Consider the following 14,849-nt stretch of genomic DNA (forward strand, 5'->3'; position numbering starts at 1 on the left):
CTTGATGGGGTAAGGCTCCCAGTAGACGACTGGGTTGATAGGCCGGATCTGGAAGCACGGTAACGTGTGGAGGTGACCGGTACTAATAGGCCGAGGGCTTGTCCTCAGTTGCTCGCGTCCACTGTGTTGGTTCTGAAACCACGAACAGCCTCATGCGTGATGTACGCGTGGTCTGGTTGTCAGTTTCATAGTGTTTCGGTGGTCATAGCGTGAGGGAAACGCCCGGTTACATTCCGAACCCGGAAGCTAAGCCTTACAGCGCCGATGGTACTGCAGGGGGGACCCTGTGGGAGAGTAGGACGCCGCCGAACAATTCTTCAAAGGGTTGGGTCGGGAACTTCGGTTCCGGGCCCAACCCTTTTTCGTTGTCCGTCACTTGACGTTCATGTTGTCCGAGCAGCATCCGCGGCATGGGTACTGCAGCCTTGCTGAGAGCCGCCGGTGTCGGCGTCGGAGACGAGGTCGTCGTGCCGGCGTTCGGCAACGTGGAGGTCGCCGAGGCGGTGGCCCGGAGCGGCGCGCTGCCGGTGTTCGCCGACATAGACCCCGTGACGTACTGTCTCGACCCCGCCGCCGTCGAAGCGGCCGTGACGTCCCGGACGACGGCCGTCGTCGTGGTCCACCGTTTCGGCCGGACGGCCGACATGGGGCGGATGCACGGGATCGGACGCCGGCACGGCCTGCTCGTGCTGGAGCACCGCGAAGCCGAGGTGCCCCACAGTGAGTTGGCGCGGCGCAGGGAACGGGCCGCCTACCTGGATGCCCGGCTGCGGGGCGTGCGGACGCCCGACGGCGGGGACGGGCACACCTACCAGCAGTACGTCGTGCGGGTGCCGGGGAACGGCCGGCCCGATCGGGACGCCTTCGCCGGGGCCCTGCGGGCCAGGGGAGTCGAGTGCCGGGTGCCGGTCAAGACGCCCGTGCACCGGCTGCCCGAGTTCCGCCGGTGCGTGTCCCTGCCGGAGACCGAGCGGGCCGCGGAGGAGACGCTGGCGCTTCCGGTGGACGCGTCATTGACGCGACGTGAGATGCAGCGGATCGTCTCGGCGTGCAATGCGCTGGGCGGGCCGATGGTGGTTGGGACCACGGCCTAGTTCGGGGTATGATCTATTCCGTTGCCGCGAGGGAAACCTCGAAGAGGCGACAGGCCCCTATAGCTCAGTCGGCAGAGCGTCTCCATGGTAAGGAGAAGGTCAACGGTTCGATTCCGTTTGGGGGCTCCACGAAAAAAGGCCTCGCCCTTCCGGGCGGGGCCTTTCTCGTGTCCGCCCTCCCGTCAGTCCTTCAGGATTTCCGGGACGCGCATCGCCAGGATCGCCATGTCGTCGGACGGGGCGTCCTGCGCGAAACGCTCCACCGCCCGCATGATGCGGGCGGCCACCGCGCCGGCCGTCAGGCCCGTGCAGGTGGTGAGGACGTCCGCGAGGCCGTCGTCGCCCAGCATGCGCGTGCCCTCGCGGCGCTCGGTGACGCCGTCCGTGACGCACAGCAGGACGTCGCCCGGGTCCAGGACGACGGTCTGCTCGTACAGTTCCAGGTCCTCCATGACGCCGAGCAGCGGCTGCGGCTCGGCGGCCGGCTCCACCGTGCCGTCCTGGCGCAGGCGCAGCGGCAGCGGGTGGCCGGCGCACACCACCTTCAGCTCGGCGCTGCCGTCCTCCTGCGGCCGCAGCTCGCCGTACAGGAGGGTCAGGAAGCGGCTGCGGGCGCCCTCGTCGAGGATCGCGGAGTTCAGGCGCTGCAGGACCGCCGGGCCGTCGTAGCCCTCGCGGGCCAGCAGGCGCAGGGCGTGGCGGGCCAGGCCGGTGACGGCCGCGGCCTCCGGGCCCGTGCCGCACACGTCGCCGATGGCGAAGCCGTAGGCGCCGTCGCGGATGGGGAACAGGTCGTAGAAGTCGCCGCCGACCTCGTTGCCCTCGCCGGCGGCGCGGTAGATGACGTCGACCTCCACGCCGTCGATGTGCGGCAGGCCCGGCGGGAGCAGGCTGCGCTGCAGGGACTGGCTGATGGCCGTGCGTTCCGAGTACAGCCGGGCGTTGTCCAGGGCCAGGGCGGCCCGCCGGCTGAGGTCCTCGGCCAGTTCCAGGATCTCCTGGCGGAAGTGCTCCTCGGTGGGCTTGCCGAGGGTCAGCATGCCGATGACGCGGTTGCGGGCGACCAGCGGCAGGACGACCGTCTCGCCGCCGACCGCGGCGGCCGTGGCGAGGGTAGGGCCGATGGACGTGCCGATGCGGTGGTGGGAGTCGCCGAGGCTGAGGCTGCGCATGGAGGTGCGCAGCGCCGCCTGGTGGGCGGCCTCGCCGGGGGCGGACCAGACCCGTGCGCCCGGTGTCGGTACCGGGTCGGGCGGCGGGATCTTCGACAGCAGGGACTTGATGCCGTCGATCAGCTCCTCGTCCTCGTGCAGTACGTAGGACAGGTAGGGCTCGGAGGCCTGGTCGGCGATGGTGTAGACGGCGCACCAGGTGGCCAGGGTCGGCACGGTCATCTGCGCCATCAGGGCGAGCGTCTGGTCGCGGTCCAGGGTGCCGGCCAGCAGGTCGGAGGCCTCGACGAGGAAGCTCAGGGAGCCGCGGCGCAGCCGCTCCAGCTCGCCCAGGCGGGCCGACTCGACGGCCAGGGCGATGCGGTCGGCGGCGAACTGCAGGCGCAGCGCCTCCTCGTTGGAGTATCTGCCGGGGGCTTCGGCGGCTACGCCCAGGGAGCCGGTGAGGCGGCCCTCGACCTTCAGCGGGACCGTGACGACGGAGCGCATGCCGGTGCCGCTGAGCAGGGGCACGGCGCCGGGGGCGGCGGTGAGGTCGTCGTGGACGGCGGGCATGCGCGCCGAGCCGTAGCGGCCGGGGCCGGCCTCGACGGGGACACGGGCGAAACGCTGGCGGGCGGAGGGCAGGCCGGTGGAGGCGCGGACCTCCAGTTCGGTCTCGTCGTCGGTCGCCAGGAGCAGGAAGGCGGCGTCGCCGTCGAGCATGTCGCGGGCGCGTTCGACGGTGCGCTGCAGCAGGCTGTCGAGGTCGTCGGGGGCGGGGGAGCCGATGAAGACCTCGAAGGGGTCGGCGGTGCCGTCGGAGGAGGAGCCGGCGTCGGCGGCGGTCGCCGGGGTGCGCAACGGGGTCTGCAGGACGGCGCGTTCGTGGTCGCGCACGAGCAGGCAGACCGTGGACGGCTCGCCGCCGGTGTCGCGGACGCGCAAGTGGGAGGCGTAGACGGGGATGACGCGGCCGTGGGCGCCGCGGATGCCGTAACTGCCCTCCCAGCGGGAGAGTTGGAGCGCCTCGGCGATGCCGGTGCCGGTGCCCGGGGTGTGCGGCCAGGCCGCGAGGTCGGTCAGCGGTTTGCCCACGACCTGGTCGGCGGTGTAGCCGAACAGCTCCTCCGCGTCCTCGTTCCAGGCGGTGACGGCGCCGCCGCGGTCGATCTGGACGACGGCGACGCGGACCCGGCCGTCGGTGAGCGGCAGGAGTTCGGCGGGCAGGACGGGGCCCGCGGCGCGGGTGCCGACGGGGCGCTCGGGCAGGTCGAGTTGGAACCAGACGGTCTTGTGCGTGGGCGTGTACTCCACGCCCCAGCGGCCGGCCAGGGCCGCGCACAGCTGCAGGCCGCGGCCGCCCTCCCGGTCGGGGCTGCCCATGGAGACCGGGGCGCTCTGCACGGGCACCTCGCGCTCCGGGTAGCGGTCGGAGACCTCGATGCGGACCCCGTCGTCGCAGCGCAGGCACAGCACGTCGGCGGCGGTCCCGGCGTGGACGACGGCGTTCGTGACCAGTTCGCTGGTGAGGACCACGGCGTCGTCGACGATGTCGCCGAAGCCCCAGCCCTGGAGGGTGTCGCGGACGAAGGACCGGGCGGTCGCGACGGATCGCCCCAGGGGCTCGAAGCTGGCGGCCGCGCGCGCGGTGATCACAGAACTCCTCGTCCGGTTGTCGACGTCCCCGTGCCTGTCGAGCGGTTCGCGACGCTGCTCCGGCAGCTGTGCGTCCGTCGGCCGCGGCTCCGGGGGCTGTCCCCCGATCACTCCGGTGGTCATTGTGTGCGGCCGCCCTCCGATGCCCGCTCGTTCCCGTGCCACCGCCCAGGCCGGACGGACCGGCGTGGCTGGACAGCCGCATGCAAGGTTACTTACCTTCGCCGTCCGTGCGGATGCCGGTCATCGGTGTTTTCGCCCGGAGGGTGTGCGGACGGTGTGCGAAGCTGCCGAACTGTTATGGCCTGGTTCGGCGGGGGTGAAACACTGGGCAGGCTTGTATCGACGGTGTGGACAGGCCGAGTGCGGTCCTGTCCCACGGGGCAGCAGCCCCCGTGCGGCCTGGTCGCACCGGGCAGACGTACGCAGCAGTAACCGGTACGCCACGCCGTGGTACCGGGGCACAGCAGTAACGGTCGATCCCTGCGGGAGGGACACAGTGGAGTCTGGCGCAGCGACGCGGGGCACGAAGACGCGCGCGAAGGGCGGACAGTCCGGGCAGTCCCTGAGCAGTAGGCGCACGCCGCGCGGCGGGACCACCACGGTGGACACCGCCGCCCTGCACCGGCTGCTGGCCGCCCTGGTGGGGATGCGCGACGGGAACTTCCGCAAGCGGCTCACGGTGTCCGGGGACGGCGTGATGTCGGAGATCGCCGCGGTGTTCAACGAGGTGGCCGACCGGAATCTGCACCTGACCGGCGAGCTGGCGCGCGTGCGACGCATGGTCGGGCGTGAGGGAAAACTCACGGAGCGGCTGGACACGGGGGCCTGCGAGGGCTCCTGGGCGGCGGCGATCGAGAACTGCAACGCGCTCGTGGACGACCTCGTACGGCCCGTCTCCGAGGTCGGGCGGGTGCTGTCCGCGGTCGCCGAGGGCGATCTGTCGCCGCGCATGGAGCTGCGCACCCCGGCGGCCGAGGGGGGCGCGGGGCACCCGCTGCGCGGTGAGTTCCTGAAGGTCGGGCGGACGGTCAACAACCTGGTCGACCAGCTGTCGACGTTCACCGACGAGGTCACGCGCGTGGCCAGCGAGGTGGGCACCGAGGGGAAGCTGGGCGGCCAGGCGCGGGTGCGCGGGCTGTCCGGTTCGTGGAAGGACCTGACGGACTCCGTCAACACGATGGCGTCCCGGCTGACGGCCCAGGTGCGGGACATCGCACTGGTGACGACGGCGGTCGCCAAGGGCGACCTGTCACGCAAGGTGACCGTGCATGTCGCCGGCGAGATGCTGGAGCTGAAGAACACCGTCAACACGATGGTCGACCAGCTCTCCGCGTTCTCCTCCGAGGTGACGCGCGTCGCCCGTGAGGTGGGCACGGACGGCATCCTCGGCGGCCAGGCGCACGTGCCCGGGGTGGACGGCACGTGGAAGGAACTCACCGACTCGGTGAACCTGATGGCCGGCAACCTCACGGCCCAGGTGCGCGGGATCGCCCAGGTCACCACCGCCGTCGCGAACGGCGACCTGTCGCAGAAGGTGACCGTCCCGGCGCGCGGCGAGGTCGCGCGGCTGGCCGAGACGATCAACCAGATGACCGAGACGCTGCGGATCTTCGCGGACGAGGTGACGCGCGTGGCCAACGAGGTCGGCGCGGAGGGCCGGCTGGGCGGCCAGGCGAACGTGCCGGGCGTGGCGGGCACGTGGAAGGACCTGACGGACTCCGTGAACACGGTGTTCCGGAACCTGACCACGCAGGTGCGGGACATCGCCGCGGTGACGACGGCGGTGGCCAACGGTGATCTGTCGCAGAAGGTCACCGTGGACGTGGCCGGCGAGATGCTGGAGCTGAAGAACACCGTCAACGGCATGGTGGACCAGCTCTCGTCGTTCGGTGCCGAGGTCACGCGGGTGGCCCGGGAGATCGGCGTCGAGGGCGAGCTGGGCGGCCAGGCGCAGGTGCCGGGCGCGGCCGGTACGTGGAAGGACCTGACGGACTCCGTCAACACCGCGTTCCGCAACCTCACCGGACAGGTGAGGAACATCGCCCAGGTGACGACGGCGGTGGCCAACGGCGATCTGTCGCAGAAGGTCACCGTGGACGTCTCCGGCGAGATGCTGCAGCTGAAGAACACCGTGAACACGATGGTGGACCAGCTGTCGTCGTTCGCCGACCAGGTCACCCGGATGGCCCGGGACGTGGGCACCGAGGGCCGGCTGGGCGGTCAGGCCCGCGTCGACGGCGTGTCGGGCACCTGGAAGGAGCTGACGGACTCCGTCAACTTCATGGCCGGCAACCTCACCTCCCAGGTGCGGCAGATCGCCCAGGTGACGACGGCCGTGGCGCGCGGCGACCTGTCCCAGAAGATCGACGTGGACGCGCGCGGGGAGATCCTGGAGCTGAAGAACACCATCAACACGATGGTCGACCAGCTCTCCGCCTTCGCCGACCAGGTCACCCGGGTCGCCCGCGAGGTGGGCACCGAGGGGCGGCTGGGCGGCCAGGCGCAGGTGCCGGGCGTGGCCGGCGTGTGGCGGGACCTGACCGACTCGGTGAACGGCATGGCCGGCAACCTCACCGCGCAGGTGCGCAACATCGCCCAGGTCGCCACCGCCGTGGCCCGCGGTGACCTGTCCCAGAAGATCACCGTGGACGCGCGCGGGGAGATCCTGGAGCTGAAGAACACGCTGAACACGATGGTGGACCAGCTGTCGTCGTTCGCCCAGGAGGTCACCCGGGTCGCCCGCGAGGTGGGCACCGAGGGCATCCTCGGCGGTCAGGCGGAGGTCCAGGGCGTCTCGGGCACCTGGAAGGACCTGACGCAGTCGGTGAACTTCATGGCGAACAACCTGACCATCCAGGTGCGCAACATCGCCGAGGTCACCACCGCCGTCGCCAAGGGCGACCTGTCCAAGAAGATCACCGTCGACGCCAAGGGCGAGATCCTGGAGCTGGTCACCACCGTCAACACGATGGTGGACCAGCTGTCGTCGTTCGCCGAGCAGGTGACCCGGGTGGCCCGTGAGGTGGGCACGGAGGGCATCCTCGGCGGTCAGGCGCACGTGCCCGGCGTCGTCGGCATCTGGAAGGACCTCAGCGACAACGTCAACCTCATGGCCAACAACCTGACCATGCAGGTGCGCAACATCTCCCAGGTGGCCGCGGCGGTCGCCAACGGCGACCTGACGCGGACGGTGACGATCGAGGCGCGCGGCGAGGTCGCGCAGCTCGCGGACACCTTCAACACCATGGTGAAAACGCTGAGTTCGTTCGCCGACCAGGTCACCAAGGTGGCCCGCGAGGTGGGCACGGACGGCATCCTCGGCGGGCAGGCCTATGTCCCCGGCGTGGCGGGGACCTGGAAGGACCTCACCGAGTCGGTGAACCAGATGGCGTCCAACCTGACCGGCCAGGTCCGCAACATCGCCATGGTCACCACCGCCATCGCCAAGGGCGACCTGACCAAGAAGATCGACATCGACGCGCGCGGGGAGATCCTGGAGCTGAAGACGACCATCAACACGATGGTCGACCAGCTGTCGTCGTTCGCCGAGGAGGTCACCCGGGTGGCCCGCGAGGTGGGCACCGAGGGACAGCTCGGCGGGCAGGCGCGGGTGCGGGACGTCGACGGCACCTGGCGGGACCTGACGGAGTCCGTGAACGAGATGGCCGGGAACCTCACCCGGCAGGTGCGCGCCATCGCGCGCGTGGCGACCGCCGTGACCCGCGGCGACCTGAACCTGAAGATCGACGTCGACGCCGCCGGCGAGATCCAGGAACTGCAGGACTACATCAACAAGATGATCGCCAACCTGCGCGACACCACGATCGCCAACAAGGAGCAGGACTGGCTCAAGGGCAACCTGGCCCGCATCTCGGCCCTGATGCAGGGCCGGCGCGACCTGGAGGACGTGGCCTCGCTGATCATGAGCGAGCTGACCCCGGTGGTCTCCGCGCAGCACGGTGCCTTCTTCGTGGCCATGCCGCTGGCCGACGACAAGGACCTCGGCGGGGATGCGGAGGATGCCTACGAGCTGCGGATGCTCGGCTCGTACGGCTACTCGATGGGCTCCATGCCGACGTCGTTCCGGCCGGGTGAGGCGCTGATCGGGACGGCGGCCAAGGAAAAGCGCACGATCCTGGTGGACAACGCGCCCAGCGGCTACCTGAAGATCTCCTCCGGGCTCGGCGAGGCGCCGCCCGCGCAGGTGATCGTGCTGCCGGTGCTGTTCGAGGGCAAGGTGCTCGGCGTGATCGAGCTGGCCTCCTTCACGCCGTTCACACAGATCCAGAAGGACTTCCTGAACCAGATCGCGGAGATGATCGCCACCAGCGTCAACACCATCTCCGTCAACACCAAGACCGAGCAGCTGCTCAAGCAGTCCCAGGAGCTGACCGAGCAACTGCGGCTGCGGTCGGAGGAGCTGGAGCAGCGGCAGAAGGCGCTGCAGGCGTCCAACGCCGAACTGGAGGAGAAGGCCGAGCTGCTGGCCCAGCAGAACCGCGACATCGAGGCGAAGAATTCCGAGATCGAGGAGGCGCGGCAGGTCCTGGAGGAGCGCGCCGAGCAGCTCGCCGTCTCCATGCGCTACCGCAGCGAGTTCCTGGCCAACATGTCGCACGAGCTGCGCACGCCGCTGAACTCCCTGCTGATCCTGGCCAAGTTGCTCGCGGACAACGCCGAGGGCAACCTCTCCCCGAAGCAGGTGGAGTTCGCCGAGACCATCCACGGCGCGGGCTCCGACCTGCTGCAGCTGATCAACGACATTCTGGACCTGTCGAAGGTCGAGGCGGGCAAGATGGACGTCTCCCCGACGCGCATCGCGCTCGTCCAGCTCATCGACTACGTGGAGGCCACCTTCCGGCCGCTGACGGCGGAGAAGGGCCTGGATCTGTCGGTGCGGGTGTCGCCGGAGCTGCCCGCGACCCTGCACACCGACGAGCAGCGGCTGCTGCAGGTGCTGCGCAACCTGCTGTCGAACGCGGTGAAGTTCACCGACTCCGGGTCGGTGGAGCTGGTCATCCGCCCGGCCCGGGACGACGTGCCGCAGGCCATCCGGGAGCAGTTGCTGGAGGCGGGCTCGCTGACCGACCCGGACGCGGAGATGATCGCGTTCTCGGTCACCGACACCGGTATCGGCATCGCGGCCAGCAAGATGCGGGTGATCTTCGAGGCGTTCAAGCAGGCCGACGGCACCACCAGCCGCAAGTACGGCGGCACGGGCCTCGGGCTGTCCATCTCGCGTGAGATCGCGCAGCTGCTCGGCGGCGAGATCCACGCGCAGAGCGAACCGGGCCGCGGCTCCACCTTCACGCTGTACCTGCCGCTGCACCCGGGCGAGCTGCCGCCGCACGGCTACCAGCAGCCGGCGTCCGCGCTGGAGCCCGGCGAACTGGTCGCCGCCGTCGACTCCCACCCCTCGGAGCTGTCCGAGCTGTCGTCCGGTGAGGTCGAGACGCCGGCCGAGGTGCGGTCGTACCAGGAGACGCAGAACGGCGCGGCCGCGCTCTTCCGGCGCCGCCGCCGGTCCCTGCCGGCCGCGCAGCAGCAGTCCGGGCCGGGGATCGACGGGGCGCACGGCCGGCCGGACCAGCATCCGGAGCAGGAGGCCCGGGCGGCCGACGCGGAGTCCGAGGGGCAGGGGGCGCAGGGCATCCGGTTCGGCGGCGAGAAGGTGCTGATCGTCGACGACGACATCCGCAACGTCTTCGCGCTGACCAGCGTCCTGGAGCAGCACGGGCTGTCCGTGCTGTACGCCGAGAACGGGCGCGAGGGCATCGAGGTGCTGGAGCAGCACGACGATGTGGCGGTCGTCCTGATGGACATCATGATGCCCGAGATGGACGGGTATGCGACGACCACGGCGATTCGCCGGATGCCGCAGTTCGCCGGGCTGCCGATCATCGCGCTGACCGCGAAGGCGATGAAGGGCGACCGGGAGAAGGCGATCGAGTCGGGTGCCTCGGACTACGTGACCAAGCCGGTCGATCCCGACCATCTGCTGGGTGTGATGCAGCAGTGGATGCGGGGGGAGTGACGGCGACCGAAGGGGCCCGCCGCCGGGGATTCCCGCTCGCGGGAACCTTCGGCGGGCGTGCGGAGTTGTGGAAGTTGTTGACGCAGGGTGCTCGTTGCCGTGTAGAAGTGCGGGATTCGGGGAACCTTCTGGTCTCCCGCCGCGTTTCTGCTACGTGCACAGTGACATCGCGGTGACAGGGTGTGGCGACAGGCGGGGTGCGGCTACGATGACCGGCACAAGGACGGGCGGCGCAAGGGAGTCGTCCCCTGGGGCGGCCCCGGCCGGTGTCACGCCAGGTCCTGCGGACAGGGGCGGCCCCAAGCCGGGGCGAGGAGGGCGGGCCATGGTGCAGAAGGCCAAGATCCTCCTGGTCGATGACCGGCCGGAGAATCTGCTGGCGCTGGAGGCCATCCTCTCTGCGCTCGATCAGACGCTGGTACGGGCATCGTCCGGGGAGGAAGCGCTCAAAGCACTGCTCACGGACGACTTCGCGGTCATTCTGCTCGACGTCCAGATGCCGGGCATGGACGGTTTCGAAACGGCCGCGCACATCAAGCGGCGGGAGAGGACCCGGGACATCCCGATCATCTTCCTCACCGCGATCAACCACGGCCCGCACCACACCTTCCGCGGGTACGCGGCGGGCGCGGTCGACTACATCTCCAAGCCGTTCGACCCGTGGGTGCTGCGCGCGAAGGTCTCGGTCTTCGTCGACCTGTACATGAAGAACTGCCAGCTGAAGGAGCAGGCGGCGCTCCTCAGGCTCCAGCTGGAGGGCGGCAAGGGCGCCGTCGGCGACGGCAAGGAGTCGGCCGGCCTGCTCGCGGAGCTCTCCGCCCGCCTGGCCGCGGTGGAGGAACAGGCAGAAGCCCTCTCCAAGCAGTTGGACGACGAGTCCGCCGATGCGGCGGCGGTCGCCACGGCGGCCCATCTGGAGCGCAAGCTGACGGGCCTGCGCCGGGCCCTGGACGCACTGGAGCCGGGGACGGGCGGCGCTTCGTCGGTGGCCTCCCAGGGCTGAGGCGCGCGGTACGCGGACGGTTGGGCCCGGGCCGCCCGTAAGCCCGGGGCCGCGAGGCGTGGCCTCCCGCCACCGACGCACCCCTGCCGTGCTCCCGGCGAGCGGCGACTGCCTCCCGGCACAGCGAGAGTGAGGGTGCGTCAGCCGCCGGACCGCTCGGTACACGACACGAACGGGTGAAGCACCGGGCACACGTGTCCGCTGTCGCCTCCGGCGGTAACCTCACACCTATGGCCTCACGTCCCTCCGCAGCCAAGAAGCCGCCCGCGAAGAAGGCGGCCGCTCCCGCGAAGGCTCCGGCGAAGAAGGCCGCTGCGAAGAAGGCCCCTGCCAAAAAGGCTCCGGCGAAGAAGGCTCCGGCGAAGAAGGCGCCCGCCAAGAAGGTCGCACCGGGCAGGCCCGCGCCGAATCCGACCGGAGGTCTCTACCGCCTCGTGCGCGCCCTGTGGCTGGGAATCGCCCACGCCGTCGGCGCGCTGTTCCGCAGCGTGGGCACGGGCGCCAAGAACCTCGACCCCGCCCACCGCAAGGACGGCATCGCCCTGCTGCTGCTCGCCGTCGCCCTGATCGTCGCCGCCGGCACCTGGGCCGACCTGCGCGGACCGGTGGGGGACCTGGTCGAGATCCTGGTCACCGGAGCCTTCGGCCGGCTGGACCTGCTCGTGCCGATCCTGCTGGCGGTCATCGCCGTGCGCTTCATCCGGCATCCGGAGAAGCCCGAGGCCAACGGCCGTATCGTCATCGGCCTGACCGCGCTCGTCCTCGGCGTGCTCGGGCAGGTCCACATCGCCTGCGGCTCGCCCGCCCGCAGCGGCGGCATGCAGGCGATAAGGGACGCCGGGGGCCTGATCGGCTGGGGTGCGGCGACCCCGCTGACGTACGCCATGGGCGAGGTGCTCGCCGTACCGCTGCTGGTGCTGCTGACCGTCTTCGGGCTGCTGGTCGTCACCGCCACGCCCGTCAACGCCATCCCGCAGCGGCTGCGGCTGCTGGGCGTGAAGCTGGGGCTGCTGCCCGACCCGGAGGACGACGAGCCCGCGTACACCGAGGACGACGTCCGCTACGACGAGCAGTGGCGCGAGGCGCTGCCCGCACGCTCCCGCAAGCGCCAGGGCGCCCCGCAGACCTACGACCCCGACGGCGCGGAGCAGGAGGCCCTGGCCAAGCGGCGTGGCCGGCCGCGGCGTTCGGCCGTCCCGCAGCCCGACATGGGGCGGCAGATGGACGCCGTGGACGTCGCCGCCGCTGCCGCCGCCGCGCTCGACGGCGCGGTCCTGCACGGCATGCCGCCGTCGCCGGTCGTCGCCGACCTCACCCAGGGTGTCAGCGTGGGCGACCGCGCGGAGAGCACCACCCCGACGCCCGTTCCGGCCGCCCGGCCCGAGCAGGACCGCCCGGTCGCAGAGACCGCGGCCGAGCCCGTGGCCGTACCGGCGAAGGTGGAGCCCCCGGCGGCCGCGCCCGTGCCCGGCAAGGCCGTCGCCGGTGTGCCCGACCTCACCAAGAGCGTCCCCGACCTCACCAAGAACCCGCCCGCCGAGACCCGCGAACTGCCGCCGCGCGCCGAGCAGCTGCAGCTCTCCGGTGACATCACCTACGCCCTGCCCTCCCTGGACCTGCTGGAGCGGGGCGGCCCGGGCAAGGCGCGCAGCGCCGCCAACGACGCCATCGTGGAGTCGCTGACCACCGTCTTCACCGAGTTCAAGGTCGACGCCCGCGTCACCGGCTTCACCCGCGGCCCGACGGTCACGCGCTACGAGGTCGAGCTCGGCCCGGCGGTCAAGGTCGAGCGGATCACGGCGCTGACGAAGAACATCGCCTACGCCGTAGCCAGCCCGGACGTGCGGATCATCAGCCCGATCCCCGGCAAGTCCGCGGTCGGCATCGAGATCCCCAACACCGACCGGGAGATGGTCAACCTCGGTGACGTGCTGCGCCTGGCGGCAGCGGCCGAGGACGACCACCCGATGCTGGTCGCGCTCGGCAAGGACGTCGAGGGCGGCTACGTGATGGCCAACATCGCGAAGATGCCGCACATCCTCGTCGCCGGCGCCACCGGCTCCGGCAAGTCCTCCTGCATCAACTGCCTGATCACCTCGGTGATGATGCGGGCCACCCCGGAGGACGTGCGCATGGTCCTGGTCGACCCCAAGCGGGTCGAGCTGACCGCCTACGAGGGCATCCCGCACCTGATCACGCCGATCATCACCAATCCCAAGCGGGCCGCCGAGGCGCTGCAGTGGGTCGTACGCGAGATGGACCTGAGGTACGACGACCTGGCCGCGTACGGGTTCCGGCACATCGACGACTTCAACGCGGCGGTGCGCAGCGGCAAGGTCAAGGCGCCCGAGGGCAGCGAGCGCGAGCTGCAGCCCTACCCGTACCTGCTGGTGATCGTGGACGAGCTGGCCGACCTGATGATGGTCGCGCCGCGTGACGTCGAGGACGCGATCGTGCGCATCACGCAGCTGGCGCGCGCGGCCGGCATCCACCTGGTGCTGGCCACCCAGCGGCCGTCCGTGGACGTCGTCACCGGTCTGATCAAGGCGAACGTGCCCTCCCGGCTCGCCTTCGCCACCTCCTCGCTCGCCGACAGCCGCGTCATCCTCGACCAGCCCGGCGCCGAGAAGCTGATCGGCAAGGGTGACGGGCTGTTCCTGCCGATGGGCGCGAGCAAGCCGGTCCGCATGCAGGGCGCCTTCGTCACCGAGGAGGAGGTCGCCGCGGTCGTCCGGCACTGCAAGGAGCAGATGGCGCCGGTCTTCCGGGACGACGTGGTCGTCGGCAGCAAGCAGAAGAAGGAGATCGACGAGGACATCGGCGACGACCTCGACCTGCTGTGCCAGGCGGCCGAACTGGTCGTCTCCACCCAGTTCGGCTCCACGTCCATGCTCCAGCGCAAGCTGCGCGTCGGCTTCGCCAAGGCCGGGCGGCTGATGGACCTGATGGAGTCGCGGAACATCGTCGGGCCCAGCGAGGGGTCCAAGGCGCGCGAGGTCCTGGTCAAGCCCGACGACCTGGACGGTGTGCTCGCCCTGATCCGCGGCGAGGCATAGAGCCGGTTCGCGGCGGACTGCGCGGGTAGCAGTGCCAGGGTGAGAGCAGGGCGTCCGTCCGGCGGACCGGATTGCTGCGAACGGGTGGGTCATACCGTGATCCACCCGTTAGGCAGGACCGGGCAACCGTTTCCTCCGGACGCACGTCAAGGTGAGCGAAAGGGCCGGTGCGCAGCCCGCCATGGGCCCGACTCCTGTCCCACCATCGGATTGTCCGGCCATTCCGATGGCGTACAAAGTCCTACCGCCGGGTCGCTCCACCCTTCGGCACCCCCCTAGACTGAACGTCCAGCACAGGCGGCTACACGCTCGAAAGGCGCCCCCGTGTCCATCGGCAACTCCCCTGAAGACGAGCGTCCGTTCGAAGACGTTTCCGAGGAAGTCCGCCCCTCCATCGGCCGTGTCCTGAAGGACGCGCGCCTCGCCGCCGGGCTGACCGTCGACGAGGTCAGCGCCGCCACCCGGGTCCGCAATGCCATCGTGCACGCCATCGAGGCCGACGACTTCGCCCCCTGCGGCGGCGACGTCTACGCCCGCGGGCACATCCGGACCCTGGCCCGCGCGGTGCACGTCGACCCGGCTCCGCTGCTCGCCCAGTACGACGCCGAGCACGGCGGCCGCCCGGCCCCGACCCCTGCCGCCCCGCTGTTCGAGGCGGAACGTATCCGCCCCGAACGCCGCGGGCCGAACTGGACCGCCGCCATGGTGGCGGCGATCGTCGTCGTCATCGGCTTCGTCGGCTTCACGGCCTTCAAGGGCGGCGGCAGCAGCGACAGCAGCGCCAAGGCGCAGGTCGCCGAGGGCTCCACGCCCTCGACCAGCACGTCCGCCACGCCCGAGCCGCAGCAC

The 14,849-nt window shown here is 70.7% G+C and carries 6 protein-coding genes, 1 tRNA gene and 1 rRNA gene; 7 read left to right on the forward strand and 1 reads right to left on the reverse strand.

Going from position 1 to position 14,849, the window contains the following annotated elements; all coding sequences use genetic code 11:
* Nucleotides 1–194: 194 nt before the first annotated feature.
* The 3 genes from rrf to GV126_RS24055 all read left to right on the forward strand — a co-directional run bounded on the left by rrf (nt 195) and on the right by GV126_RS24055 (nt 1,223).
* Nucleotides 195–311: ribosomal RNA gene (rrf, locus tag GV126_RS24045) — 5S ribosomal RNA — on the forward strand.
* 99 nt (nt 312–410) lie between these two features.
* A complete protein-coding gene (locus GV126_RS24050) occupies nt 411–1,094 on the forward strand; it encodes a DegT/DnrJ/EryC1/StrS family aminotransferase (RefSeq protein WP_159670406.1) in 684 nt (227 codons plus the stop codon).
* Nucleotides 1,095–1,147: 53 nt separating this feature from the next.
* A tRNA-Thr gene (locus GV126_RS24055) sits at nt 1,148–1,223 on the forward strand.
* Between the two features lie 53 nt (nt 1,224–1,276).
* Here GV126_RS24055 and GV126_RS24060 read toward each other — a convergent pair.
* Entirely contained in the window at nt 1,277–4,027 is a 2,751-nt protein-coding gene (locus GV126_RS24060; RefSeq protein ID WP_159670409.1) for a SpoIIE family protein phosphatase, read from the reverse strand.
* 376 nt (nt 4,028–4,403) lie between these two features.
* Between GV126_RS24060 and GV126_RS24070 the strand changes: the two genes are divergently transcribed.
* The 4 genes from GV126_RS24070 to GV126_RS24085 form a co-directional block, all read left to right on the forward strand.
* Nucleotides 4,404–9,941, forward strand: a complete 5,538-nt coding sequence (locus GV126_RS24070) for a HAMP domain-containing protein (RefSeq protein ID WP_159670412.1) — start codon at nt 4,404–4,406, stop codon at nt 9,939–9,941.
* Between the two features lie 325 nt (nt 9,942–10,266).
* Complete coding sequence (locus tag GV126_RS24075) at nt 10,267–10,944, forward strand: response regulator (protein WP_159670415.1); 678 nt, start codon at nt 10,267–10,269, stop codon at nt 10,942–10,944.
* Between the two features lie 230 nt (nt 10,945–11,174).
* Nucleotides 11,175–14,000 carry a DNA translocase FtsK gene (locus GV126_RS24080; RefSeq protein ID WP_159670418.1) on the forward strand — a complete coding sequence of 942 codons (2,826 nt, stop codon included), beginning with the start codon at nt 11,175–11,177 and terminating at the stop codon, nt 13,998–14,000.
* 324 nt (nt 14,001–14,324) lie between these two features.
* The coding region (locus tag GV126_RS24085; protein ID WP_201299869.1) for a helix-turn-helix domain-containing protein at nt 14,325–14,849 on the forward strand (525 nt) is incomplete at its 3' end.

The organism is Streptomyces mexicanus, assembly GCF_902506575.1.
GTDB lineage: Bacteria > Actinomycetota > Actinomycetes > Streptomycetales > Streptomycetaceae > Streptomyces > Streptomyces mexicanus.